The following is a 23525-nucleotide window of genomic DNA, read 5'->3' on the forward strand; positions in this document are numbered from 1 at the left end:
AGACAGTGCGACACGAAGCCGGTCGGTGGTGAGAACCCCGACCGGCTTCGTCGTTTCCGGGTGATGTCGCGCGCCTCGTAGGCTCGTACGGTGAGCACGTCGCGCGGCCGGATCTGGACCGGGGTCATCCGCGTCGCTCCGTACGATCGCGACCACACCGTCGCGATCCGCGCCGCTGTCAGCGTGGGTGTGCCGTTGCTCGTCCTCTGGTCCATCGGGCGGCTCGACCTCAGCATCTACGCGAGTTTCGGGGCCTTCGCGGCGCTGTACGGCCGGACGGATGCGATCGGCGACCGGATGCGGATGCAGGGGGCCGCCGGCACCGTCATGGTCGCCGCGATGCTCATCGGCACCGCCGTGTCGGTGTCGGGGCTTGCCGCCCTGGGGGCCGTCGCCGTGGTGGCAGCAGTCGCCGCGACGGCGACCTTGCTCGCGTACGCGACGCAGTGGCATCCACCCGGAGCGCTCTTCGTCGTCTTCTCCGCCGGTGCGACGGCATCCATCCCGGCGGGTGCCGCCCGCTTCGGCGACGTGCTCATCGTCGGTCTCGCGGCCGTCGCCTTCTCCGTCCTCGTGACGCTCGCCGCTGAGACGGTGAGCCAGAGGTCGTTCCCGCGGCTCCCGCGCACGAAGAACCGGCTCGCCGTCGGTGCCGTGGCCATGGAGATGGCGGTGACGGTCGCGGTTGCGACCCTGCTCGCGGGCACGGCGGGATACCTCCTGCTCGATTCGCATTGGTACTGGGCGATGGTCGGTGCCGTCGCCGCGGTCAGCGGGCCGCACGTGAAAGCCCGGGTGATCCGAGGCCTGCAGCGCCTCATCGGCACCGTGGTCGGCGTGCTCGTGGCGGCCGGCATCCTCGCTCTCGGCTTGCCGCCGCTCGCGGTCATCCTCACCGCCGTCGCCCTGCAGGCGGGCGCCGAACTGTTCGTCGGCCGCAACTACGCGATCGCGATGATCTTCATCACGCCCCTCGCGCTGCTCATGGTGCAGCTCGCGGCGCCCACGACGGCGACCGTCCTCCTGACCGATCGACTGGCGGAGACCCTCGTCGGCATCATCGCGGGGACGGCGGTGGCGGTCGCCTCCGCGCTCATCCGACGTCAGCCCTGATAGCCGATAAGCCAGGTCACGCCGAAGCGGTCGGTGACCGTTCCGTCATGATCGCCCCAGGCGCGCAGCTGCAGATCGTCGACGATCCGACCCCCTTCGGCGAGCCGCCCGAACCACGTCTCGAGCACGGCGGGCTCCGCCGCTCCGAGCAAGGCGAACATCACGCCGCGCAGCTGCAAGGCCTCGTCGCCCGGCCCGCCGTCCGATCCGAACAGGGGCACCGGCCCGGTGAGCATTCCGTGCGCGATGAAGTCGCCCGGACCGTCGACACGCTCGAAGTCGGCGAACGTGTTCAGCACGAGGTCGCCGCCGAAGACACCCTGATAGAAGGTGAGCGCGTCGCGCGCCGAACCGGGGAACGTCAGGTACGGGGTGAGACCGGTCATCCGCTCACCGTAGACCGCTCGGTACCGGCCTGAACAGAGCGGATGCCACTGACCGCCGCTCAGCTGAGCGAGAGGAACAGCTTCTCGAGCTCGGCCATGCGCAGCTCCGAATCGTCGTCCTCGACGCATTGCTGCATCGCCGCCGCGATGACCGCGAACCCCGCTCGGTCGATCGCGCCCGACACGGCGGAGAGCTGCGTCACCACCTCTCGGCAGTCCCCGCCCTCCTCGATCGCCGCGATGACGGCCGCCAGCTGGCCCTGGGCCCGCTTCAGCCGATTGGCGATCCGGCGCACGGCATCCTCGTCATGCAGGGCGGTCGACATCGTCAGGCCTCCTCGCGTGCGGCTGCCTCGAGGCCGTCGGTCCAGGTGAGCCATCCGCCGTCGAGGTTGCGGACGTCGTGCCCGAGCTGCTGAAGGAGTCGGCTCGCGGTGTGCCCTCGTTGACCCACGCGGCAGTGGACGATGAGCGGCGCGACGGGCAGTTCGCCATGACGCCGGCGGATCTCGTCAAGGGGAAGGAGGACGGCCCCGGGGATCGAACCCGCCTCGTTCTCCTCGGCGGTGCGGACGTCGACCACCACGGCGCCGGCCGCGCGGGCGGCATCCACCTCGTGCCACTGGATCGTGCGGTCCGTCCCCATCGCGAGGTTCTCCGCGACATACCCGGCCATGTTGATCGGGTCCTTCGCCGACCCGTACTGCGGCGCGTACGCGAGTTCCAGCTGAGACAGTGCGGATGCCGTGAGCCCGGCCGTCATCGCGACGGCGAGGACGTCCAGCCGCTTGTCGACACCGGCGCGCCCCACGATCTGCGCGCCCAGGATCAGGTCGGTCTCGGCGTCGATGAGCAGCTTCATCGCCATCTGATCCGCACCCGGGTAGTACGTCGCGTGGGAGAAGGGGTGCGTGTGGACGATGCGGTGCGCGCGGCCTTCGGCGCGCAATCGCCGTTCGCTCCACCCCACGAGTCCGACGGTCAGGCCGAGGATGCCGACGACCGTCGTCCCGAGCGCGGGTGCCGCCGCATCCGTGGCGATGCCCGCGATGTCGTCGGCTGCCGCCCGGCCGTGCCGATTGGCGAGACCCGCCATCGTCACGAGCGTCGCCGCGCCGTCGAGGTGGTCGGTCTTCTCGACGGCGTCGCCGACCGCCCAGACTCCCGAAACGCTGGTGCGGTGGTGGTCGTCGACCGCGATGCCGCCGGTCGGGCCGATGGCGATGCCCGCATCGACCGCGATCCGCACGTCGGGGCGGACGCCGCGGGCGTCCACCACGAGGTCAGCGGCGACACGCGTGCCGTCCGAGAGGACGACCCCGCCCGCCTCGAGGCGGGCGATCGTGGTCCCGGTGCGGACGTCCACGCCGGCGGCCGACAGCGCCCGCTGCACCGGCGACGCCATCTCGGGGTCGAGCGGACTCAGTATCTGCGCTCCCCGCTGCACGAGCGTGACCTGCGCACCTCGGGTCACGAGGTTCTCGACCGCCTCCACGCCGATGAACCCGCCGCCGGCGACGACCACTCTCGGCAGCGAGAGCCCGGTGAGGATCTCGACGATCTCATCGACGTCGTCGACGGTGCGGAGGGTGGTGACGGGAACGCCCTCTCCCGGGATGCGGCCGGTCGCCGCCGCTCCCAGGGCCAGCACCAGGTCGTCGAACGGCTCCTCCCGCTCGGTGTCGGTGTCGAGGTCGCGGACGGTCACCGTCCTGCTCGCGGTGTCGATCGCAGTCACCTCGTGCCGCACGTGCACCCCGAGTGCGAAGCGGGCGCTGAGGGATTCCGGTGTCTGCAGCAGCAGCGCCGACCGATCCTCGATCACGCCGCCGACGTAATAGGGGAGGCCGCAGTTCGCGAAGGAGACGAAGGCGCCGCGCTCGAACACGACGATCTCGCGCTCTTCGTCGAGCCGGCGAAGCCGGGTCGCCGCAGACATCCCCGCCGCGACCCCCCCGATGATGATGGTTCGCATGAGGACACGATACCCCTGGGGGTATCACAGGCAGCTCGTCCGGGGGCCGAGAGGTGTACGCCGGGCAACGTTTATGTCACCTTCGGACGGAGGGGGAGACAGCGAGGGCGCGGGCGGCTAGGTTGGGGATCGACCGGCGGACGTGTCGTCGGCACCAATCAGTAAGGCAGTTCATGAGCGTCAGCGGTACCGTCAAGTGGTTCAACTCGGAGAAGGGCTTCGGGTTCATCGCTCCCGATGAAGGCGGCGCCGACGTCTTCGCCCACTACTCGGCCATCGAATCCTCGGGCTACCGCTCGCTGGAGGAGAACCAGCGAGTCGAGTTCGACATCGCACAGGGCCCCAAGGGTCTTCAGGCGGAGAACATCCGTCCCCTCTGAGGTTTCACACCTCTTCCGTGAGGAGCAGGCGGCGGAGTTCGACGATCGTGTCGACCGCCGCCTGCGCTCCTTCGGATTCGTGGGGCCAACTGAAGCCCCACCGCACGAAGATCACCGGCACGCCGTTCGCCGCGCCTCCGTCGACGTCGTGATGGCGGTCTCCGATGAGGATCGGTCGACTCGTGTCGACGCCCACCGCGCGCAGCCGGCGCAGTGACTCGGCGACGATGTCCGCCTTCGTAGCGAGGGTCTTCTCGTCCGGAGTCGCGCCCGCCATGGCCTGCATGTGCTCCGCGAGACCGTAGTGCTCCATCAGCGCGACGACCTGGACCTCCGGCTTGGAACTCGCCGTCGCCTGCGGGATGCCGCACGCCGAGATCTCGGCGATGAGCTCCCCGACTCCCGGGTAGAGCCGCGTCCGAGCGGTGTAGCCGTCCTGCTTGCCGAGGACCCGGTAGTACGAGACGGCCTCGGACGCCTGCTCCGGCGTCATGCCGACGTTCTTCTGGAACGAGTCGTACATCGGCGGCCCGATCCAGTGGACCAGCTCCGCGCGCGTCGGTGCGGGGTACCCGAAGTGGGTCAGACAGCGGTCGAGACGGCTGAGGATGCCGTCGGATGCGTCGACGATGGTGCCGTCCACGTCCCAGAGGATGCAGGACCAGGGGGAGCGCGCCGTCATGCTCCCAGCCTAGGGGCGGGCCGCAGCGCCCGACGGACGACGACCGCGAGCGCGTATGCGATGGCGCCGACGACCATTTTGTCGATGAGCGAGATGGTGGCGTTCACGATGCCGATGGCCATCTCGGGGTGCACCCCGGTCATCCCCATCACGAGATCGCGCAGCGCGTCGAGCCCGCGGTCGGTGGAGCCGCCCAGATAGAAGACGGTGATGGGGACGGCGATCGCCGATGTGACCACCGCCACGATGGCGCTCAACCCGAGGAAGCGGGGGAGGGTGGCGGCGAGGCGGAACCGTGTCGCCCCGAAGCCCCACAGGAGCCCGGCGGACACCATCGTCACCGAGAACACCGCGGCGACGACCTGGCCTTTGAGCAGCTCCACGACGATGAACACCAACCCGACGGTCGCAGCGGCCCAGGGGCCGGCGAGGATCGCGACGAGCGCCGTGCCGACCATGTCGAAGAAGAACACATCGCCGAGCAGGGGGTTCACGAACTTGCCGGTCGAGTTCAGCAGCACGCCCGCGACGATCAGGGCGACGAGGCGTCCCCAGGATCGTCCGGTCGTCTCGGGGGCGGGCGGTTCGGGCGACAGGGTCTCGGGGCGAGGCGCAGGCACCGCGCTCGGACCGGCGGCGAGGGCGGCGGCCACGCGAGCCCGCCACACGGCGACGGCGGCGGCATCCTCGCCGAGAGCTTCGACGATCTCCGCGACGAGCCCGGCGTTGAGGCGTCGTCGCCCGAGCCGGAACGTGTCCGAGATCGTGGTGTGGGGGACGCGCGCCGCGGCGGGGCTCGCGCCCGCGGAGACGCGCTGCTCGGTGACCCTGGCCGCGAGCTCCCGATACGAGACGCCGCGCGCGTCGCGCAGCGTGCGGAGCTCCGTGATCAGCTCGTCGACGCGCGCCGCACCCGTGTCGCTGGAGCCCCCCACACCGTCATCGTAGAGGCGCGGAGGCGCCGCCCCCGACCCGGGTCGCGGATGCGGACGCGGCGCCACCGCAGTGAGCTGCGCGCGAGCCCGAGTACGCGTGCACGACGGAGCCGGACGGCGTGGGTGGTCTCGTGCTCCCCCCGGAGACGGACCGCCATCGGGCACCTGCTCGTCATCCACGCTACGGACCGCGATCCGGAGTGACGGGTCGAGCACCCGTTCCCGGACGATCCCGTACAGACCCGCGGGTAGGCTCGTCGCCGTGCGTCTCGTCATCGCCCGCTGCTCCGTCGACTACACCGGTCGCCTCAACACCCACCTGCCTCCCGCCACCCGGCTCATCATGGTCAAGGCGGACGGCACGGTCGCGTTCCACCGGGACATCCAGCACCAGCCGCTCAACTGGATGAGCCCGCCGTGCACGCTGACGGTCGTCGAGCCCGGCGAGGACGATATCGACGTCGTGGAGAAGTGGCGGGTCACGCATGCCAAGTCGGGCGACGAGCTCACGATCCGCATCTACGACGTGCTGCACGACTCCTCGCACGAGCTCGGTGTCGACCCGGGTCTGGTGAAGGACGGCGTCGAGGCCGACCTGCAGCGCCTGCTCGCCGAACAGGTCGGCGTCATCGGGGAGAACCTGACCCTCGTGCGCCGCGAGTTCCCCACCGCCATCGGGCCCGTGGACCTGCTTCTGCGCAACCCGGAAGGGGGCACCGTCGCGGTCGAGGTGAAGCGCCGAGGCGACATCGACGGCGTCGAGCAGCTCACGCGCTATCTCGAACTGCTCGGGCGCGACCCGCACCTCGCGCCCGTCACCGGGGTCTTCGCCGCGCAGGAGATCAAGCCGCAGGCCAAGGTTCTGGCGGCGGACCGCGGCATCCGCTGCGTCACCCTCGACTACGACGAGATGAAGGGCATCGAGTCGGGAGCGCCCCGCCTGTTCTGACCGCGCCTCAGTGGCTCGTGCCGCGGGTGCCCGGGAGGGGCTTGGCCGCGCCCGAGGCGAACCCCGAGGCGGCGACGAGCGCCGCGATGATGAACAGTGTGTTCAGCAGGCCGATGTGCGTGCTGATGACGCCGAGGATCGGCGGCCCGCACAGGAAGGCGACGTAGCCGATCGTCGCGGCGGCGCTGACCCGCGCGGCGGCCCGTTCCGGGTCGTCCGCCGCCGCCGACATCCCGAGCGGGAATCCCAGTGACGCTCCGACGCCCCACAGCGCGGCGCCGACGAAGACGAGAGGCAGGTTCGGCGCCAGGATGAAGAGCAGGATGCCGACCACGGCCGTGACGGCGAGCACCCGCAACGTCGCGACGCGGCCGAACCGGTCGACGAGCGGACCCCCGAAGACCCGGACCACGGTCATCGCGACCGAGAAGACCGTCAGCGCAGCGGCACCGAGGGCGACACCGCCCTGGTGATCCTCACTGACGCCGAGGGCCATCCAGTCGTTCGCCCCGCCCTCGGCGAACGCCATGCCGAGCATGACGATCCCGAGCACGTACGTGCGGGGTTCGCGCCAGGCCGACAGCGCCGCGCTGAGGCGGGAGCGCCAGCCGCTGGGAGCCGCGTCGGGTGCGCCGAAGTCGCGCTGGGGCACATAGGCGAAGGCGACGACCGCGATGACGACGATCGCGACGGCAATGGCTGCGGTGTGCGGGAAGACGGCGATGCGCGCACCTGCCACCAGTGCGCCGATGCCGGCGCCGATGACGGTGCCCAGGCTGAAGAAGGCGTGGAACAGCGGCAGGATCGTCTTGCCCACCTCGACCTCGATCGCGGCGCCGTCCACGTTCATGAGCACGTCGAGCGCGCCGTTGCCGAACCCGAAGAGGGCGAGCCCCACGAGGACGAGGAGGAGCGAGGGCGCGACGTCGGTTCCGAGGCCGATGAGGAACAGTCCCACCGACAGCACCAGCATCACGGTGAGCATGCCGCGCCGGGTGCCCATGCGGGCGGCGATCACCGACGACACCGACAGGCCGAGGATGGAGGCGACGCCCATCCCGAGCAGCAGCAGCCCGATCGTGGAGTTCTCGATGCCGAGCGCGGCCTTGATGGACGGGACCCGCGATGCCCACGTCGCGATGCTCAGACCGCTCGCCGTGAAGATCGCGAACACGGCGAGACGCCAGGTCCACAGGCGGGCGGCGGTGAGGTGCAGGGTCATGGACGTCACTCTAGCGGGATCTCCGAATCGATTCGAAGTCGCCGGTCGAGCGGTTACGATCGAACCATGAGCACCCGCCGCGCGACGATCTCCGACGTCGCACGTGAAGCCGGGGTATCGGCGTCGACGGCATCCGTCGTCTTCAGCGGCAAGGTGTCGGTGTCGGACGCCACCCGCGCCAAGGTGCTGCAGGCGGCCGAAATCCTCGGCTATACGGGGCCGGATCCGCGAGCCGCGTCACTGCGGACGGGGCGCGCCGGAGTCGTGGCGGTGCTCTTCCGTGAGCGCCTCGGCTCGGCCTTCCGCGACCCCGTGACGGCGGCGATGATGGACGGCCTCACCGACGCGCTCGCACCGATCGGCGCCGGGGTCCTGCTCCTGCACGACGAGGGGCCCGTCGAGTCGGCGCCCACACTCACGACGGCTCCCGTCGATGCGGCGATCCTGCTCGGCTGCAACGAGATCCTGCAGTCCTCGGTCGACGTCCTGGGGCGCCGCGGCATCCCGGTCGTCGTCATCGAGGGCGACGCCGGCCCGGACGTCCCGCAGATCCTTCTCGACAACGTCGAGGCCCAGCGCACCGCCGCGGAGCACCTGCGTTCGCTCGGGCACGAGGACGTCGCGATCATCACGTTGACGAAGGACGCCACCCGACCCCGCGGCTTCATCGACGATCCGGCGCAGATCGCCGTCGAGGTCACGCGCGACCGGCTGCGCGGCGCCCGCGAGATCTACCCCGATGCGGCTGCCTACGCGGTCGGCGCGAGCTCGATCGACGAGGGTCTGGCCGCGGGCCGGGTCCTCCTCGCCGGCGACCGACCGACCGCGATCATCGCGCAGAGCGATCTGCTCGCGGCCGGTGTCATAAGGGCCGCCGAAGAGGCGGGTCTGCGGGTGCCCGAGGACCTCAGCGTGACCGGGTTCGACGGCATCACGGTCGACGGTCTGGCGCCCTACGTCCTCACGACGCTGGTCCAGGACGCCATCGCGAAGGGACGCGCCGCGGGCGAGGCCGTCGTCGCGATGCTCGAGGGGCGCGAGCCGGCATCCCTCACCCTCACCTGCACATTCCGGCGAGGGAACACAACGGGTCCGGTACCGGCCTGACCTGGGAGCCGGCCGGGCACCCGCTGTCGGTCAGCCGGTAGACTGGAGGCCTCGACCCCCGATGACACAGAGGAGGCCAGGTTGCTGATCCTCCTCGCGGCGTTCGCCCTCGTGCCCCTCCTCCTGCCGGCACTCGTCGCGCGCCTCGGGTCACGCACCTTCCTCGTCGCTGCCGTCGTGCCGGTCGCCGCCTTCGTGCACACCGCGCTGCAGGCACCCGCCGTGATCGCGGGGGATATCCCGTTCGAGACATACAGCTGGATTCCTGACCTCGACGTCCAACTCGCCATGCGGATGGACGTGCTGTCCTGGGTCATGGCGCTCATCGTGACCGGCGTCGGCGCACTGGTGATGATCTACTGCCGGTGGTACTTCGCCGGGAAGACCGAGGGCCTCGCGACCTTCTCGGCCGTGCTCCTGGCCTTCGCGGGCGCGATGTACGGGCTCGTGCTCACCGACGACATCGTCGTGCTCATCATGCTGTGGGAGGTCACGAGCGTCCTCTCCTACCTCCTCATCGGCTTCTACCACCGCCGCGGCGCGAGCCGACGAGCGGCGCTGCAGGCGCTCCTCGTGACGACCCTCGGCGGACTCGTCATGCTCATCGGCGTCGTCATGCTCGTCGTCCTGTACGGCACGACGAGCATCGCGGCGATGCTCGAGACCGGTCCCGTCTTCGAGGGCGGCCAGGCGGTGGCCCTGGATGCCGCGATCGTGATGCTGCTCGTGGGTGCGCTCAGCAAATCGGCCATCTTGCCCTTCCACTTCTGGCTGCCGGGCGCGATGGCGGCGCCGACCCCCGTGAGCGCCTACCTGCACGCGGCGGCGATGGTGAAGGCGGGCATCTACCTCATCGCCCGCTTCGCCCCGGCCTTCGCCGACACCGATCCGTGGCGCCCCATCGTCATCGGGCTCGGCATCTTCACCATGCTGCTCGGCGGCTTCCAGGCGCTGCGGGAGTCCGATCTCAAGCGCATCCTCGCCTTCGGCACGGTCAGCCAGCTCGGCATGCTCACGGTCGTGCTCGGCTACGGGGAACGCAACAGCGCGCTCGCCGGCCTCGCGCTGCTGGTCGGACACGCCCTGTTCAAGTCGGCCCTGTTCCTGATCGTCGGCGTGATCGACCGTCAGCTCAACACGCGCGACATCGCCGAGCTCTCGGGCGTGGGCCGCCAGGCGCCGACACTCGCGACCTTCTCGATCATCGCGATCGCCTCGATGGCGGGCGTCGCGCCCACGGTCGGCTTCGTCGCCAAGGAGGCGGCGCTCACCTCCTTCCTCGAGGGCGGTGCCGAGCCGGCTGCCCTCATCCCGCTGATCGGCATCCTGCTCGGATCCGCGCTGACGGCGGCATACGGCATCCGTTTCGTGTGGGGGGCCTTCTGGACGAAGAAGGATGCCGCGGGCGCCCCGCGCGAGCGCACCGAATGGCCCGACCCGCCCATCGGCTTCCTCATCGCCCCCGTCGTGCTCAGCGGGCTCACCATGGTGGCGGGCGTGGCCTCGCCCGTGGTCGATTCGGCGATCGCCGGCTACGCCGACGGCATCCCGCTCGAAGAGGGCGGGAAGGCGTACCACTTGGCGCTCTGGCATGGCTGGGAGCCGGCGCTGTTCCTGTCGCTGGGCTCTATCGCCCTCGGCGCCGTACTGTTCTGGATCACCCAGCGCCGCGCGCTGAAGGCCCGCATCCTGCCGTTCACCGCGAACGACGCCTACAACCTGTCGCTGCGCGGCATCGCCCGACTGTCGGTCTGGACGACGTCGCTCACCCAGCGGGGGTCCCTGCCGTTCTACGTGGGGACGATCTTCGTCGTCTTCATCGCCGCCGAGGCGACCGCGCTGCTGGCGAGCAGCGAATGGCGCATCGCCGTCGACGCATGGCAGAGCCCGGCTCAGCTGCTGGCGGCGCCCGTCATGATCCTGGCGGGCTTCGTCGCCATCCGCGCGCGCAAACGCTACACCGGCGTCGTGCTCGTGTCGGTCACAGGTCTCGGCATGGTCCTGCTGTTCGCGACCAGCGGCGCGCCCGACCTGGCGCTCACGCAGATCCTCGTCGAGACCGTCACCCTCATCGCCTTCGCACTCGTGCTGCGCCGCATCCCGGCCCGCCTCGGCGATCACAACGCGTCGGTCCTGCCCGTCGTCCGCGCCGTCATCGGCATCGGCGTCGGTGTCACGATGGCCGCCGTCGCCCTCATCGCGACGGGCGCCCGGGTCGCCGACCCCGTCTCCGGGCCGTTCCCCGACCTCGCGTACGAGATCGGGCACGGCAGGAACGTCGTCAACGTCACCCTCGTCGACCTGCGTGGCTGGGACACCATGGGGGAGCTCTCGGTGCTCATCCTCGCGGCGACCGGTGTCGCGTCCCTCGTGTTCGTCACGAACCGCTCCGACAGCCGCATCCTGCCGTCACTTCCCTCCGGAACCGGTCGTAGCCGCCGCCCTCTCGTCGAGACGGCCGACGGTCCGCGGCCCCGCTCGACCGCCCCCGGGTCGACCCGTCAGGCGTGGCTGGTCGGCGGACTCAAGGTGAAACCCGAGAACCGTTCGCTGCTGCTCGAGGTCATCGTCCGGGTGCTGTTCCACTCGATCATCGTCGTGTCGGTGTATCTGCTGTTCGCCGGTCACAACCTGCCCGGCGGCGGGTTCGCGGGCGGACTCGTGGCGGGGATGGCCCTCGTGATGCGCTACGTCGCGGGCGGACGATGGGAGCTCGGTGCGGCTGCGCCGACGGACGCCGGTCGACTGCTGGGTGCCGGCATGACCCTCGCGCTCGCCTGTGCCATCGTGCCCCTGTTCTTCGGCGCCGCGCCGCTCACCAGCACGTACTGGGAGTGGGATGTGCCGATCCTCGGCGAGATCGAGTTCGTCACCTCGACGATCTTCGACGTTGGGGTCTACCTCGTCGTCATCGGCCTCGTGCTCGACGTGCTGCGGTCGCTCGGGGCCGAGGTCGACCGTCAGACGCAGGCGCAGCGGGAGCGGGTGAGCGCATGACCGTCTCGCTCGTCCTGGTCATCATCATGGCCGTGCTGTTCGCCGCGGGGGTCTACGCGATGCTCGAACGCAGCCTCACGCGTGTGCTCATCGGGTTCCTCCTGCTCGGCAACGCGGCGAACCTCTTCCTCCTCATCGTCATGGGCGCGCCGGGCGTCGCGCCGTTCTACGGCAGCGCCGGGGAGGGCGAGTCGTTCAGCGACCCGCTGCCGCAGGCGCTCTCGCTGACGGCGATCGTCATCACCTTCGCGATCTCGTCCTTCCTCCTCGCCCTCATCTACCGGTCGTGGCAGCTCGGTCAGGCGGACACCGTCACGGACGACGAGGCCGACCGCGAGGTGCGCGAGCGCGGTGCCCGCGACGAGGAGGCGATGGACGACGAGATCACGGACGAGGACGACGACGCCACGACCGACTTCATCGGGACGGAGACCTCGCCCATCGTGATCCTCCACGCGCAGGACATCGCCGAACTGCGTGACGACGCCCCGACGGACACCCCGGGAGGCCCGCGATGACCGCGCTCGTCCCGCTCCTGGTCACCCTGCCGCTCCTCGGCGCCGGCATCGCCCTCATCTTCGGCCGGCGACGCCGCGTCCAGGTCGGTGTGTCGATCGTGACCCTGACCGTGGCCGCGACCATCGCGGCCGTGCTCCTCTGGTACGTCGACGCGAGCGGGATGCCGCTGGCGGTCTCGGTCGGCGGCTGGCCGATCCCGTTCGGCATCGTGCTGTACGTCGACCGCCTCGCAGCGCTGCTCGTCCTGGTCTCGAGCATCGTGCTGCTCGCGGTCCTCCTCTTCTCGGTCGGACAGGGCGCAGCCGACGGCGACGAGGAGACGCCGGTCTCGATCTTCCACCCGTCGTACCTGATCCTCGCGGCGGGCATCTTCAACGCCTTCATCGCGGGCGATCTGTTCAACCTCTACGTCGGGTTCGAGATCCTGCTGGTCGCGTCGTACGTGCTGATCACGCTCGGCTCCACCGAGTCCCGCATCCGCACCGGCGTGGTCTACATCGTCGTGTCGCTGGTCTCGTCGATCCTCTTCCTGGCCGCGATCGCCGCCATCTACGGGGCGCTCGGCACCGTCAACATGGCGCAGCTGGCCGACCGCATGGGGGAGCTCCCCGACGAGGTGCAGCTCGTGCTGCACCTGATGCTCCTTCTCGCCTTCAGCATCAAGGCGGCGGTCTTCCCGCTGTCGTTCTGGCTGCCGGACTCGTACCCGACCGCCCCGGCGCCGGTCACGGCGGTGTTCGCCGGCCTGCTGACCAAGGTCGGCGTCTACGCGATGATCCGCACCGAGACGCAGATCTTCCGCGACAACGACGTGAACCAGCTGCTGCTGATCGTGGCCCTCGCCACGATGGTGGTCGGCATCCTCGGTGCCGTCGCGCAGGCCGAGCTCAAACGCATCCTGTCGTTCACGCTCGTCAGTCACATCGGTTACATGGTCTTCGGGCTCGCGATCGCGACCCCCGCATCGCTGGGCGCCACGATCTACTACATGGTCCACCACATCGTCGTGCAGACCACCCTGTTCCTCGCGGTCGGCCTCGTGGAGCGTCGAGCGGGGTCCACGTCGATCCTCAAGGTGAAGGGGCTCATGAAGGCGGCGCCCGTCCTGGCGGTGCTCTACTTCATCCCCGCGATCAACCTCGGCGGTCTCCCGCCGTTCTCGGGCTTCATCGGAAAGTACGCGCTCTTCAACGCGGCCGCCGAGGTCGGGACGCCGCTCATGTACGCCCTCATCGTCGCGGGCATCATGACCTCGCTGCTGACCCTGCTCGCACTCATGCGCGCCTGGAACCTCGCGTTCTGGCGTGAGGAGGACGACCTCACCGAGGAGTCGGGCGTCGTCGACCGGATCTCCTACCTCGGGGACGCCCCCGCGGCCGGGGTGCAGACCGAACGTCGCGTCATCCCGCGCATCATGACCGCGTCCACCGCCGGCATGGTCGCGGTCACCGTCGCCCTCACCGTCTTCGCCGGTCCGCTCTACAACCTGTGCGCGGGCATCGGGTCGTCGCTGCTGAATCCCGTGACCCTCACCCAGCTGCAGGACGAGGTGAACGATGGGAACTGACGTCAAGCGGAGCGCCCTGACCGGGATCTGGCGACAGCTGCCGTTCTTCCTGTGGCTCGTCGCGCTCTGGATGCTGCTGTGGGGTCAGTTCACCCTCCTCGCCTTCCTCACGGGAACGATCGTGGCCGTCTTCGTGACGAGCGTCTTCCGCCTGCCGCCCGTCGAGCTCTCGGGCCGCCTGAACCCGTGGTGGTTGATCGTCTTCTTCGTCCAGTTCCTCGCCGCGGTCGTGAAGGGCTCGCTCGTCGTGGCCTGGCAGGTCGTGCGGCCCGGCCGTCAGCCGGGCGTCTCGGTCGTCGCCGTGCCGCTCGTGACCGACGACGACCTGATCATGGCGCACGTGGGGGTCACGGCATCCCTCATCCCGGGATCCCTCGTCCTCGAAACCGATCGCGACCGCCGCGTCCTCTACCTCCACGTCCTCGGTGCGGCGACGGACGCCGAGGTCGACGAGCAGCGTCGGATGGTGCAGCGCTGGGAGGCGCGCATCGTGCGCGCCGTCGGCTCGCCTGCGCAGCTCGAGGCGATCCGGTCGTCCCGTTCCGGAGCGGCAGAGATCCATACCGGTGGAATGAACGGCAGGAAGCAGGAGCGCTCGTGATCGCCGTCCTCATCTTCGTCATCTGCGCCGTCTTCGGCGTCGCCGCCCTGCTCACCGTCTGGCGGATCATCGTCGGTCCCTCGATCCTCGACCGCGCCGTCGCCTCGGACGTCCTGCTGACGCTCCTCATCTGCGCGCTCGGCGCCGAGATGGCGATCAACCACCACACCCGGACGCTCCCGGTCCTGCTGATCGTCGCGGCCGTCGGTGTGTTCGGCTCGGTGTCGATCGCACGGTTCGTCGCCCGCCGGGATGGAGCGGAGCGATGACCGAGATCCTGCACGTCGTGTCTCTCGTCCTCATCCTGGCGGGAGCGCTGCTCTGCCTGACCGCCGCGATCGGGCTGCTGCGCTTCCGCGACGTGCCGACCCGTCTGCACGCCGCGACCAAGCCGCAGGTGCTCGGCCTGCTGCTCATCGCCATCGCGGTCGGGATCGAGCTGCAGTCGTGGGCGGTCGTCGCCTTCCTCGTCCCGGTCCTCGTGATCCAGTTCGCCACGGCTCCGCTGTCGGCCCACATGGTGGGCCGTCAGGCGTACCGCAACGGCACGATCGACCGCCGCAACCTCCACGTCGACGAGCTCGCCGACGCGAAGGAGACCCCGCCCGGCGCGGGCGGCTGACCCTCAGCCGATCAGGCTCGGCTGCAGATCGCGCATCGTGCGTCGGAACGTCATCCGCGTCACGCCGGCGACGGCGAGCACCAGCGCACCGACGAGCCACGTCGCGAGGACCGCGGCATCCGCCCACGCCCGACCGGCCTGGCCGCCGTACATGACCTGCCGCATCGCGTCGACGACGTAGCCCATCGGCAGCACGTGGTGCAGCGCGGCGAGCGGCGCCGGCAGCGTCTGCCAGGGGAAGGTCCCTCCGGCGGTGACGAGCTGCAGCACCATCAGGACGAGACCGAGGAACTGCCCGACCGAGCCCAGCCACACGTTGAGCGCGAGGATGATCGCGGCGAAGGTGGCGGACGCGAGCAGGAGGATGCCGAGGGTCGGCAGCGGATGCGTGAACGAGAAGCCGAGCGCGATCGAGAGCACCCCGAACAGCGACACCATCTGCACGGCGCCGAGGGCGGCCGGCGTCAGCCAGCCCGCGATCGCGACGCGGACGGGGGAGCGGAGCGCCGTCACCGCGCGCCGCGAGACCGGCTTGACGATGAGGAACAGGGCATAGATGCCGATCCATCCGGCGAGGGCGGCGAAGAACGGCGCCAGTCCGGCGCCGTAGTTCTGCGCCTGGGTGAGCGAGTCCTCGGCGACGCCGACGGGGTCGGCGAGGGTCGCCGCCTGCGCGGCCCGGGTCGCGGCGCTGTCGTCGGGCAGCTGCTGCGCTCCGTCGCGCAGGGCGTCGCGGAGCGTGCCCGCACCGCCCTCGAGCCGGTGGATGCCGGTGACCAGCGAGTGTGCGCCGGTGTCGAGCTTCTGGGCCCCGGCATCCGCCGTCGCGAGGCCGTCGGCGAGGGTGTGCGCACCCGTCGAGGCACTCGCCGCCCCGCTCGCGAGCTTCGCGCTGCCGGAGGCCACCTGGGCGGCACCGTCGTCGAGCGCGTCGATCTGCGATACCGCCTGCTGCACGCGCGAGTCGAGGTCGGACACGCGGGCTCCGAGGGGATCGAGGACGCCCAGGACCTTCCTGATCTGCGCCTCATCGAGTCCCTGCGCCTCGAGTGCGCTCGTGAGGTCGGTGCGGACGGTGGGGACAGCCGACGACACCCGATCGGCGGCCGACCCCACCCGGTCGGCGACGCTGCGGAGCGTCGCCGTGCCGCCCGACACCTGCTCGGCTCCGGACGAGAGCGAGCGCAGGCCACCGGCGAGCGTGTCGACGCCGGACGCGAGCTCGGTCGCGCCGCTCTCGAGCTTCGTCGTGCCCTGCGCCAACGTGTGCGCTCCGTCGGCGAGGGTGTCGGCGCCGTCGCCCGCGGTCTTGAGGCCGTCGGTCAGTGTGCCGGCGCCGTCCGCGGCGTCGAGGAGCTTCACGCGGACCGTGTTCAGCGCATCGAGCATCGTCAGGCCGGCCTCGCGGACGACCTTCTCGCTGATCGTCGTCCGGATCCGCTCGACCGCCTGCGTGCCGATCGTCGAGGCGAGGTAGTTGTTGGCGTCGTTCGTCGTGAGGTCGATCTCGGCCTGCCGCGGGTGCGATGACGAGATCGAGGCGACGGCCGAGGTGAAGTCGGCGGGCAGCGTCACGGCGAAGTCGAAGGAGCCCTCATCGAGGCCGCGGCGGGCACCGGCGGCATCCACCTCGTGCCAGTCGAAGCTGCCGTCCTCGAGGAGCGAGTCCGCGACCTCGTCGCCGAGGTTGCGATCGCTGCCGTTGAGCGCGGCTCCGTCGTCGCTGACGACCAGAGCGACCGGGACCTGCGACAGGTTGCCGTACGGGTCCTGATTGGCCCACAGGTAGAGCCCGCCGTAGAGGACGGGCACGAGGATCAGCGCGATCAGCGCGATGACGCGCATGCGGGTCGAGGTCAGTCGCCGCAGCTCGGCGGCGAACAGGGCGGGGATCTTCACGAGCGGATGCTTCCGGTGGAACGGCGGGCGATGGCGGAGGCCGGGTGCCGACGCGACGCGCGCAGTCCGGCGGCGGCGCGGAGCCGTGGACGCCCCACGCGCGGACGCGCGGAGGTGGGGGCCAGGGCGGATGCCGAGGCGGTGCCGGCGATGACGAGAACGGCGAAACCGCGACCCGCGAAGTCGGCGGCGATCCGCTGCCACTGGCGGGGATCGCCGCCGTGACGGTCGGGCGAGACGAGGACGAGCGCTTCGATCCCGCGGCGGAGGGCGGCGAGCTCGAGGAGCATGCGGATGCGGACGTCCGCCGCGACCTCGCCGATCGGCGTGCGGGTCAGGTGACGCCAGCCGTGCTCGTCGAGCCAGCGCCGGGCCGACAGCGGGTCGGCGCGCCGCCCTGCGAACATGAGCTCCTCCTCCACGACACCGACGACGGCGACGTCGGGCGCGGGATCGTTGACCTCGGGGGCGTCGACGAGGGCCGCCACCCGGCGCAGACGACGGCCACCGCGGCGGCCGTCGAGGGTCACGCTGCCGGCATCCGGTCGCATCCGCCCCACCGCGACGAGACCGAGCACCGAGGGGCGCTGCTCGGTCTCGGCGGTCGCGAGCGTCACGCGCCCCGTCTCGACGGAGACCGAGGTGGGCGGGAGGACGCCGCCGTCTCTCCCCTTCGCGACTGCATCGAGATCGATCCTCACGCGCGCGCCTCCGTCAGCACCGCGTCGGCCTCACGCCACCCGAGTCCCGCGACGCCGAGGATGGCGCGGACGGCGACGCCCGCGGCATCCGGTCGGCTCGAATCCAGCCGCGTGATGACGGTGCGGGCCGCTTCTTCGACGAGGCGGGCGACCGTCGTGACGTGCAGGTCGCCGCGGAGCGTGCCCTCGCACCGTCCGCGGTCGACGATCTCGAGCACGCGCCGGCGCACCGGCGTGAGGATGGCGGCGGTCTCGCCGACGTGCGTGTCGTCGAGCGCGACGGCGGCGGCGAACTGCACGTGCGCGGCGCCCTCCCAGAGGGCGAGGGCGAGGCGAGCGAGCGCCAGGGGTGCCGGTCCCTCGTCGTCGACCGTGTCGGCGATGGCGTTGAAGCGCTCGGCGCCGGCGTGGATCATCTCTCGGATGAGGGCGTCACGGTCGTCGAAGTGGCTGTACAGGGCGCGGCGGCTGAGGCCGGCAGCGCGCGCGATCGTGTCGACGGAGGCGTTCGGATCCGCCGCGAGGGTCTGAGCGGCGGCGGACAGGAGGCCTGCCCGATTGGCGACGGCGTCGCGCCGGGGGCGGCGGGGGGAGGCGGTGTCGGTCACGCCTCCAGTGTAGATATCTTGCACATACGTGTGCAAGATAACTCAGCGAACGCACAGCGCCGGCTTGATGTAACCGTTTACCGGCGATACCGTCGCCCGATGCGCGCCGCCGACCGTCCCGCCGACCTTCGCCGTGATCTCGTCGTCTCGGGGGAGATCCACTACTTCCGTCTCGATCCCGCCGAGTGGGCCGACCGACTCGACACCGCCCTGCGCACCGGCGTGACGGCGATCGCGACCTACGTCCCGTGGCTCGTCCACGAACTGCCCGACGGCTCCTTCGACTTCGGCGAGCGGCATCCTCACCTCGACCTGAGCCGCTTCCTCGGTCTGTGCGCGGAGCGCGGCCTGGCGGTCATCGCGCGGCCCGGCCCGTTCGTGATGGCCGAGTTGAAGAACGAGGGCCTCGGCTACTCCGTGCTGCGGCGGCATCCCGAGATCCGCGCGATCGGCTGGGACGGGCAGACGCGGCCCGAGATGATCGTCGACTACCTCCACCCCGCCTACCTCGCGGCCGCCGACGGCTGGTTCGACGCCGTGATCCCCCTTCTTGCGGCGCGCACGGTCCACCGCGGCGGTCCGATCGTCGGCATCCAGCTCGACAACGAGATCGGGATGCTGCCCTGGGTGACGAACAGCCCCGACCTCTCGGACCGGACCGTCGCGGAGCTCGTGCAGAGCCTCATCGCGGCGAGCTCGTCGGCGGCTGTCCAGGCCCGGTACAGCGTCGGCGCGACATCCTTCCATGTGGCGGACCCGGAGACGTGGGGCCCGGCGCTCCGCTCGCCCGTCGAGGAGCAGGTGCTCGCGCTGCACCGTGACCTCGGCCGCTTCACGCGCGACCGCTACGCCCGCTATGTGCAGCACCTTCGGGACGGCGTGCGCGCCCGCGGCGTCGGTGACGACGTGCCGCTGCTCGTGAACGTCCACGGGTGCTGGGGGGAGCGCGCCACGATGTTCCCCCTCGGGATCTCGCAGCTGCACCGCACGTGGTCCGATGGGGCGACCTTCCCCGGCACCGACATCTACATCGGCGACCTCGACCTCGACACCCTCCCGGGGCTGTGGGCGTCGACGGCGTTCCTCGCGGCGACCTGCCGGGAAGATCAGCCGTACGGAGTGCTCGAGTTCGAGGTCGGGTCGGGGGACTACGGCGAGGCCCTCGACGTCACGACCGGGCCCGAGGCCGCGGGGCTCAAGTTGCAGCTCGCCATCGCGCAGGGCAGCTCGCTCGTCAACTACTACCTGCTGGCGGGCGGCCGGAACCCTGCGCTGTTCGAACCCGTCGGCGACGGCAACGACCGCATCGCCTTCACGGGCGAGCGGCACGGGTTCGCGGCGCCGATCCGGCCCGAGGGCGACCTCGCCCCCTGGTTCGCCGAGACCGTGCACCTGACCGAGGCGGTGACGGACGCCGCCGAGCTGCTGCGCGCGGCGCGGCCCGAGCGCCCGCCGGTGACGATCGGATTCGTCGTCGACCACTACATGACCGAGTACCGCTACCCGGGGTCGCCTCGCGAGGCGGAGTTCGTCGCCGAGCTCGAACGCTTCCGCGGTTCGGGTCCGCGCGAGATCATGACCCGCGCGCTCGCGGTCGGCGGATACGCACCCGACGCGACCCTGATCGACGGACCGGACGCGTTCGCCGACCTGCCGAACGACCGGGTGCTCGCGCTGGCCCCGACGCCGTTCCTCGACGACGACGTCCAGGGCGCCCTCGCCGACTGGGTGCGTCGCGGCGGCCGATTGCTGCTGAGCGGGCCGATTCCCCAGCACGACATGGAGGGGCGACCCGCGACCGCCCTGCTGGACGCGCTCGGACTGGATGCCGGCGTGCGCGACGAATCGGGTCTGCACGCCATGACCTACGCGGCGACACCCGGCCGCACGCCCTTCGTCGCCCCCACGGCGACCGCCGACGGCCCGGTCTGGCGCGGTGCCGAGGTCGCCGTCGGGTTCGCTCAGCCGCTCATCGCGCGTCGAGCGGATGCCGGTGTCACGCCGCTCGCGCACCTCGCCCGCAGCGGCGAGCCCTGCGTCGTCGAGGTGCCGCTCGGCGCCGGGCGCGTCGTGGTGGCGGCGACGGACCTGCCGTGTCTGCCGGAGATCTGGGACGCCCTGCTCGCACGCCTCGACGCCGCGCCCGCCGTCCGGGTCACGTCGGACAGCCGCGGCGTCGTCGTGGTGCCGTGCCGCACCTCGGACGGCGTCGAGCTCGTGCACGTCATCAACGTGTCGCCGTGGGACACCTCGGTCGCGCTCGAACGCGACGGGAGACCGCTGACCGACGAGCCGTTCGCGCTCGCGCGGCGCAGCGGGACGTGGCTCGTCCGTCACCCCGGTGAGACGGCGGCGCGCCTCGCCTACCGCGGTCTCCGGGACTGAGACTCGCGGTCAGTCGGCGCCGAAGTCGAACGACGCCGACTCGCCGGCCTCGTCGAACGCCTCGGCGAGACCCTCGCGCTCCTCGTCGAACGGCTGCGCGTGCCCCGTGATGGCGGCTGCGCCGCCGCGCTCGAGGTCGCCCACGAGCTCGCCGGTCGCGCCGCCGATGAGGCCGAGCGAGACGAAGTGCTCCAGGCGGGCGCGGGAGTCGGCGATGTCGAGGTTGCGCATCGTCAGCTGCCCGATGCGGTCGGTCGGCCCGAACGCGGCGTCGCCGACGCGCTCCATCGACAGCTTCTCGGGTGAGTACGAGAGGTTGCGGCTCTCCGTGTTCAGGATCGTGTAGTCCTCGCCGCGGCGCAGGCGCAGCGTGACCGTGCCGCTGATCGCCGAGCCCACCCACCGCTGGATCGACTCGCGCAGCATGAAGGACTGGGGCTCGAGCCAGCGGCCCTCGTACATCAGGCGACCGAGACGCCGACCCTGCTCGTGGTAGGTGGCGAGGGTGTCCTCGTTGAGGATGCCGTTGACCAGGCGCTCGTACGCGATGAACAGCAGCGCCATGCCCGGTGCCTCGTAGACGCCGCGGGACTTCGCCTCGATGATGCGGTTCTCGATCTGGTCGCTCATGCCGAGGCCGTGGCGCCCGCCGATCGCGTTGGCCTCCATGACCAGGGCCACGGCATCCGAGTACTCGACGCCGTTGATCGCGACGGGGCGACCCGCCTCGAAGGTGACGGACACGTCCTCGGTCTCGATCTCGACAGCGGGGTCCCAGAAGCGGACGCCCATGATGGGCTCGACGATCTCGAGCGAGACGTCGAGGTGCTCGAGCGTCTTCGCCTCGTGGGTCGCGCCCCAGATGTTCGCGTCGGTCGAGTACGCCTTCTCGACGGAGTCGCGGTAGGGGAAACCGTGCGCGACGAGCCACTCGCTCATCTCGGTGCGACCGCCGAGCTCGGTGACGAAGTCGGCATCCAGCCACGGCTTGTAGATGCGCAGCGCGGGGTTCGCCAGCAGGCCGTAGCGGTAGAACCGCTCGATGTCGTTGCCCTTGTACGTGGAGCCGTCGCCCCAGATGTCGACGCCGTCCTCCTTCATGGCGCGCACCAGCATGGTGCCGGTGACCGCGCGGCCGATCGGCGTCGTGTTGAAGTAGGTGCGTCCGCCCGAGCGGATGTGGAAGGCGCCGCACGAGAGGGCGACGAGGCCCTCCTCGACCATCATCGGCTTGCAGTCGATGAGGCGCGATCCCTCGGCGCCGTACTGGAGCGCGCGGCCAGGGATCGAGGCGATGTCGTCCTCGTCGTACTGGCCGAGGTCGCCGGTGTAGGTGAAGGGGACGGCGCCCTTGTCGCGCATCCAGGCGACCGCGACCGAGGTGTCGAGACCCCCCGAGAAGGCGATGCCGACGCGCTCGCCGACGGGCAGGGACTGGAGGACCTTCGACATGGCCTCCATCCTATCGAGGGGGCGGTCGCGCCTCCGGCGCGGTTACGCCCCGGCCGCGCAGCGGAGATCCGCCCGACGCGCCGGTGAGCGGATGCTGCGGCGCCGCGTGTCTGCGAAGATCCCGTCGTTCGGCACGGGGTGCCGAGATGTGAGTGCTCACATGGGAGCGAGTCGCCACGAAGAAGACCCGGGCACCCGCCTCCGACGCCGGCGCTGCGTTACCGGAATGTTATCGCTCACAATCTAGCGCTGCGAGAAATGTGAAGGCTAACATTCGAGCATCCGAGAGCCAGGGCGGCCCGGAACACCGGCGGTGAGCCGGACCCGAACAAGGAGGTTTTGGGATGAAGAAGAGCGTTTTCGCGGCAGCGGCCATGCTGGGGGCATTCGCGCTCGTCGCAACCGGCTGCGCAGGCGGTGCAGCACCCGGTGCCGGTGGCAACGGCGGTGGCGGTGGTGACGACGTCATCAAGGTCGGCTTCGCACAGACCGGATCCGAGTCGGGCTGGCGCGCCGCCAACACCGAGTCGATGAAGAATGCCTTCTCGGCGGAGAACGGCTTCGAGCTGATCTTCAACGCGGCCGACAACAAGCAGGAGGCGCAGATCTCCGCCGTCCGCAACTTCATCAACCAGGGTGTCGACGCCATCGTCATCGCCCCCATCACGGTCGACGGCTGGGACGACGTCCTGACCGAGGCGAAGGATGCCGGAATCCCCGTCATCCTCGAAGACCGCACCGTCTCGGCCAGCGACGACCTCTACGCCTCGTGGGTCGGCCTCGACTTCGAGCAGGAGGGTCGCACCGCCGGCGAGTGGGTCAAGGAGAACTTCGACGGCAAGGGCGCGAACCTCGTCGTCCTGGAGGGCACGACCGGTTCGTCGGCCGCGCTCGACCGGGCGACGGGCTTCAACGAGGCGATCGAAGGCACCGACGTCAACGTGCTCGACTCGCAGACCGGCGACTTCACCCGTGACGGCGGCAAGAAGGTCATGGAGGGCTACCTCCAGAAGTACGGCAAGGACATCAACGTCTTGTTCGCGCACAACGACGACATGGGCCTGGGTGCGCTCGACGCCATCAAGGCCGCCGGTCTGACCCCCGGCAAGGACATCCAGATCGTCACGATCGACGCGGTGAAGGACGGCATGACCGCCCTCGCGAGCGGCGAGTTCAACTTCATCGTCGAGTGCAACCCGCTCCTCGGTGACAAGGCCGCCGAGCTCGTCAAGGCCGTCGTCGCCGGCGACGAGGTCGAGAAGCGCACGATCGTCGAGGACCAGTCGTTCACGCAGGAGCAGGCCGCCGAGGTCCTCGACTCCCGCCCCTACTGATCGACGAAACCCCACGGTCCGTACGGATCACCGAACCACCGCCGGGGACCGGATTCCGGTCCCCGGCGGTCACCACGGAAAGGTGCGCGTC

Annotated in this window: 22 protein-coding genes; 12 read left to right on the forward strand and 10 right to left on the reverse strand. The window is 70.6% G+C overall.

The genetic code is table 11. The annotated features are described in order from the left end of the window. Positions 1-90 precede the first annotated feature (90 nt). Complete coding sequence (locus tag M3190_RS15475) at positions 91-1113, forward strand: FUSC family protein (protein ID WP_251577392.1); 1023 nt, start codon at positions 91-93, stop codon at positions 1111-1113. Here the strand turns inward: M3190_RS15475 and M3190_RS00945 are convergent. From M3190_RS00945 to M3190_RS00955, 3 genes are read right to left on the reverse strand one after another with little or no spacing between them, the layout of a single operon-like run. Further along, a complete protein-coding gene (locus M3190_RS00945; RefSeq protein ID WP_251577393.1) occupies positions 1104-1499 on the reverse strand; it encodes a VOC family protein in 396 nt (131 codons plus the stop codon). The two genes, M3190_RS15475 and M3190_RS00945, sit on opposite strands and share 10 nt — an antisense overlap. Before the next feature lie 59 nt (positions 1500-1558). Further along, on the reverse strand, positions 1559-1825 hold the full coding sequence (locus M3190_RS00950; protein WP_251577395.1) for a metal-sensitive transcriptional regulator: 267 nt from the start codon (positions 1823-1825) through the stop codon (positions 1559-1561). A 2-nt stretch (positions 1826-1827) separates the two neighbouring features. After that, positions 1828-3474: an FAD-dependent oxidoreductase gene (locus M3190_RS00955; protein ID WP_251577397.1), complete on the reverse strand. Its 1647-nt coding sequence runs from the start codon at positions 3472-3474 to the stop codon at positions 1828-1830. 173 nt (positions 3475-3647) lie between these two features. Between M3190_RS00955 and M3190_RS00960 the strand changes: the two genes are divergently transcribed. Next, positions 3648-3854 (forward strand): cold-shock protein, encoded by a 207-nt coding sequence (locus M3190_RS00960; RefSeq protein WP_064002832.1) that lies wholly within the window; start codon positions 3648-3650, stop codon positions 3852-3854. 4 nt (positions 3855-3858) lie between these two features. Here M3190_RS00960 and M3190_RS00965 read toward each other — a convergent pair whose 3' ends face one another. Together M3190_RS00965 and M3190_RS00970 are read right to left on the reverse strand one after the other, a co-directional pair. Continuing rightward, a complete protein-coding gene (locus tag M3190_RS00965; protein ID WP_251577399.1) occupies positions 3859-4536 on the reverse strand; it encodes an HAD hydrolase-like protein in 678 nt (225 codons plus the stop codon). Further along, complete coding sequence (locus M3190_RS00970) at positions 4533-5471, reverse strand: hypothetical protein (RefSeq protein ID WP_251577401.1); 939 nt, start codon at positions 5469-5471, stop codon at positions 4533-4535. Before M3190_RS00970 ends, M3190_RS00965 begins: the two co-directional genes overlap by 4 nt. Positions 5472-5733: 262 nt before the next feature. Between M3190_RS00970 and nucS the strand changes: the two genes are divergently transcribed. Beyond that, positions 5734-6420, forward strand: a complete 687-nt coding sequence (gene nucS / locus M3190_RS00975) for an endonuclease NucS (protein WP_251577403.1) — start codon at positions 5734-5736, stop codon at positions 6418-6420. A gap of 7 nt (positions 6421-6427) precedes the next feature. Here nucS and M3190_RS00980 read toward each other — a convergent pair whose 3' ends face one another. Further along, the gene (locus M3190_RS00980) at positions 6428-7642 is read right to left on the reverse strand and encodes an MFS transporter (RefSeq protein ID WP_251577406.1); all 1215 of its coding nucleotides are present in this window, start codon (positions 7640-7642) and stop codon (positions 6428-6430) included. Positions 7643-7708: 66 nt separating this feature from the next. Here M3190_RS00980 and M3190_RS00985 point away from each other — a divergent pair, with 66 nt between their 5' ends. From M3190_RS00985 to mnhG, 7 genes are all read left to right on the forward strand, one after another. After that, positions 7709-8749 (forward strand): LacI family DNA-binding transcriptional regulator, encoded by a 1041-nt coding sequence (locus M3190_RS00985; protein ID WP_251577408.1) that lies wholly within the window; start codon positions 7709-7711, stop codon positions 8747-8749. Positions 8750-8830: 81 nt separating this feature from the next. Beyond that, positions 8831-11746: a Na+/H+ antiporter subunit A gene (locus tag M3190_RS00990; RefSeq protein WP_251577410.1), complete on the forward strand. Its 2916-nt coding sequence runs from the start codon at positions 8831-8833 to the stop codon at positions 11744-11746. Next, the gene (locus M3190_RS00995; RefSeq protein ID WP_251577412.1) at positions 11743-12264 is read left to right on the forward strand and encodes a Na(+)/H(+) antiporter subunit C; all 522 of its coding nucleotides are present in this window, start codon (positions 11743-11745) and stop codon (positions 12262-12264) included. Before M3190_RS00990 ends, M3190_RS00995 begins: the two co-directional genes overlap by 4 nt. Beyond that, complete coding sequence (locus M3190_RS01000; protein ID WP_251577413.1) at positions 12261-13832, forward strand: Na+/H+ antiporter subunit D; 1572 nt, start codon at positions 12261-12263, stop codon at positions 13830-13832. The genes M3190_RS00995 and M3190_RS01000 overlap by 4 nt, the downstream gene beginning before the upstream one ends. Continuing rightward, positions 13822-14433 (forward strand): Na+/H+ antiporter subunit E, encoded by a 612-nt coding sequence (locus tag M3190_RS01005; RefSeq protein ID WP_251577415.1) that lies wholly within the window; start codon positions 13822-13824, stop codon positions 14431-14433. The genes M3190_RS01000 and M3190_RS01005 overlap by 11 nt, the downstream gene beginning before the upstream one ends. Next, entirely contained in the window at positions 14430-14702 is a 273-nt protein-coding gene (locus M3190_RS01010; protein WP_439957994.1) for a monovalent cation/H+ antiporter complex subunit F, read from the forward strand. The genes M3190_RS01005 and M3190_RS01010 overlap by 4 nt, the downstream gene beginning before the upstream one ends. Further along, entirely contained in the window at positions 14699-15055 is a 357-nt protein-coding gene (gene mnhG, locus M3190_RS01015; protein ID WP_251577417.1) for a monovalent cation/H(+) antiporter subunit G, read from the forward strand. Before M3190_RS01010 ends, mnhG begins: the two co-directional genes overlap by 4 nt. Before the next feature lie 3 nt (positions 15056-15058). Here mnhG and M3190_RS01020 read toward each other — a convergent pair whose 3' ends face one another. From M3190_RS01020 to M3190_RS01030, 3 genes are read right to left on the reverse strand one after another with little or no spacing between them, the layout of a single operon-like run. Continuing rightward, positions 15059-16954 (reverse strand): YhgE/Pip family protein, encoded by a 1896-nt coding sequence (locus M3190_RS01020; protein WP_251577419.1) that lies wholly within the window; start codon positions 16952-16954, stop codon positions 15059-15061. Beyond that, positions 16951-17655 carry a hypothetical protein gene (locus M3190_RS01025; RefSeq protein WP_251577421.1) on the reverse strand — a complete coding sequence of 235 codons (705 nt, stop codon included), beginning with the start codon at positions 17653-17655 and terminating at the stop codon, positions 16951-16953. The genes M3190_RS01020 and M3190_RS01025 overlap by 4 nt, the downstream gene beginning before the upstream one ends. Next, positions 17652-18263 (reverse strand): TetR/AcrR family transcriptional regulator, encoded by a 612-nt coding sequence (locus tag M3190_RS01030; RefSeq protein WP_251577423.1) that lies wholly within the window; start codon positions 18261-18263, stop codon positions 17652-17654. The genes M3190_RS01025 and M3190_RS01030 overlap by 4 nt, the downstream gene beginning before the upstream one ends. A 99-nt stretch (positions 18264-18362) precedes the next feature. Between M3190_RS01030 and M3190_RS01035 the strand changes: the two genes are divergently transcribed. Further along, positions 18363-20648 carry a beta-galactosidase gene (locus M3190_RS01035; RefSeq protein WP_251577425.1) on the forward strand — a complete coding sequence of 762 codons (2286 nt, stop codon included), beginning with the start codon at positions 18363-18365 and terminating at the stop codon, positions 20646-20648. Between the two features lie 9 nt (positions 20649-20657). Here M3190_RS01035 and argG read toward each other — a convergent pair whose 3' ends face one another. Beyond that, entirely contained in the window at positions 20658-22100 is a 1443-nt protein-coding gene (gene argG, locus M3190_RS01040; RefSeq protein ID WP_251577427.1) for an argininosuccinate synthase, read from the reverse strand. A gap of 344 nt (positions 22101-22444) precedes the next feature. Between argG and M3190_RS01045 the strand changes: the two genes are divergently transcribed. Beyond that, a complete protein-coding gene (locus M3190_RS01045; RefSeq protein WP_251577429.1) occupies positions 22445-23434 on the forward strand; it encodes an ABC transporter substrate-binding protein in 990 nt (329 codons plus the stop codon). Positions 23435-23525: the final 91 nt, after the last annotated feature.

It is taken from the genome of Microbacterium oleivorans (assembly GCF_023715745.1).
GTDB classification, from domain to species: Bacteria; Actinomycetota; Actinomycetes; order Actinomycetales; family Microbacteriaceae; genus Microbacterium; species Microbacterium oleivorans_D.

What these genes read in the sequence shown, in the direction of transcription:
- M3190_RS00945 (WP_251577393.1), bottom strand. Translation starts at nt 1,499, where the DNA reads ATGACCGGTCTCACCCCGTACCTGACGTTCCCCGGTTCGGCGCGCGAC.
- M3190_RS00950 (WP_251577395.1), bottom strand. Translation starts at nt 1,825, where the DNA reads ATGTCGACCGCCCTGCATGACGAGGATGCCGTGCGCCGGATCGCCAAT.
- M3190_RS00955 (WP_251577397.1), bottom strand. Translation starts at nt 3,474, where the DNA reads ATGCGAACCATCATCATCGGGGGGGTCGCGGCGGGGATGTCTGCGGCG.
- M3190_RS00960 (WP_064002832.1), top strand. Translation starts at nt 3,648, where the DNA reads ATGAGCGTCAGCGGTACCGTCAAGTGGTTCAACTCGGAGAAGGGCTTC.
- M3190_RS00965 (WP_251577399.1), bottom strand. Translation starts at nt 4,536, where the DNA reads ATGACGGCGCGCTCCCCCTGGTCCTGCATCCTCTGGGACGTGGACGGC.
- M3190_RS00980 (WP_251577406.1), bottom strand. Translation starts at nt 7,642, where the DNA reads ATGACCCTGCACCTCACCGCCGCCCGCCTGTGGACCTGGCGTCTCGCC.
- M3190_RS00985 (WP_251577408.1), top strand. Translation starts at nt 7,709, where the DNA reads ATGAGCACCCGCCGCGCGACGATCTCCGACGTCGCACGTGAAGCCGGG.
- M3190_RS00995 (WP_251577412.1), top strand. Translation starts at nt 11,743, where the DNA reads ATGACCGTCTCGCTCGTCCTGGTCATCATCATGGCCGTGCTGTTCGCC.
- M3190_RS01000 (WP_251577413.1), top strand. Translation starts at nt 12,261, where the DNA reads ATGACCGCGCTCGTCCCGCTCCTGGTCACCCTGCCGCTCCTCGGCGCC.
- M3190_RS01005 (WP_251577415.1), top strand. Translation starts at nt 13,822, where the DNA reads ATGGGAACTGACGTCAAGCGGAGCGCCCTGACCGGGATCTGGCGACAG.
- mnhG (WP_251577417.1), top strand. Translation starts at nt 14,699, where the DNA reads ATGACCGAGATCCTGCACGTCGTGTCTCTCGTCCTCATCCTGGCGGGA.
- M3190_RS01035 (WP_251577425.1), top strand. Translation starts at nt 18,363, where the DNA reads ATGCGCGCCGCCGACCGTCCCGCCGACCTTCGCCGTGATCTCGTCGTC.
- argG (WP_251577427.1), bottom strand. Translation starts at nt 22,100, where the DNA reads ATGTCGAAGGTCCTCCAGTCCCTGCCCGTCGGCGAGCGCGTCGGCATC.
- M3190_RS01045 (WP_251577429.1), top strand. Translation starts at nt 22,445, where the DNA reads ATGAAGAAGAGCGTTTTCGCGGCAGCGGCCATGCTGGGGGCATTCGCG.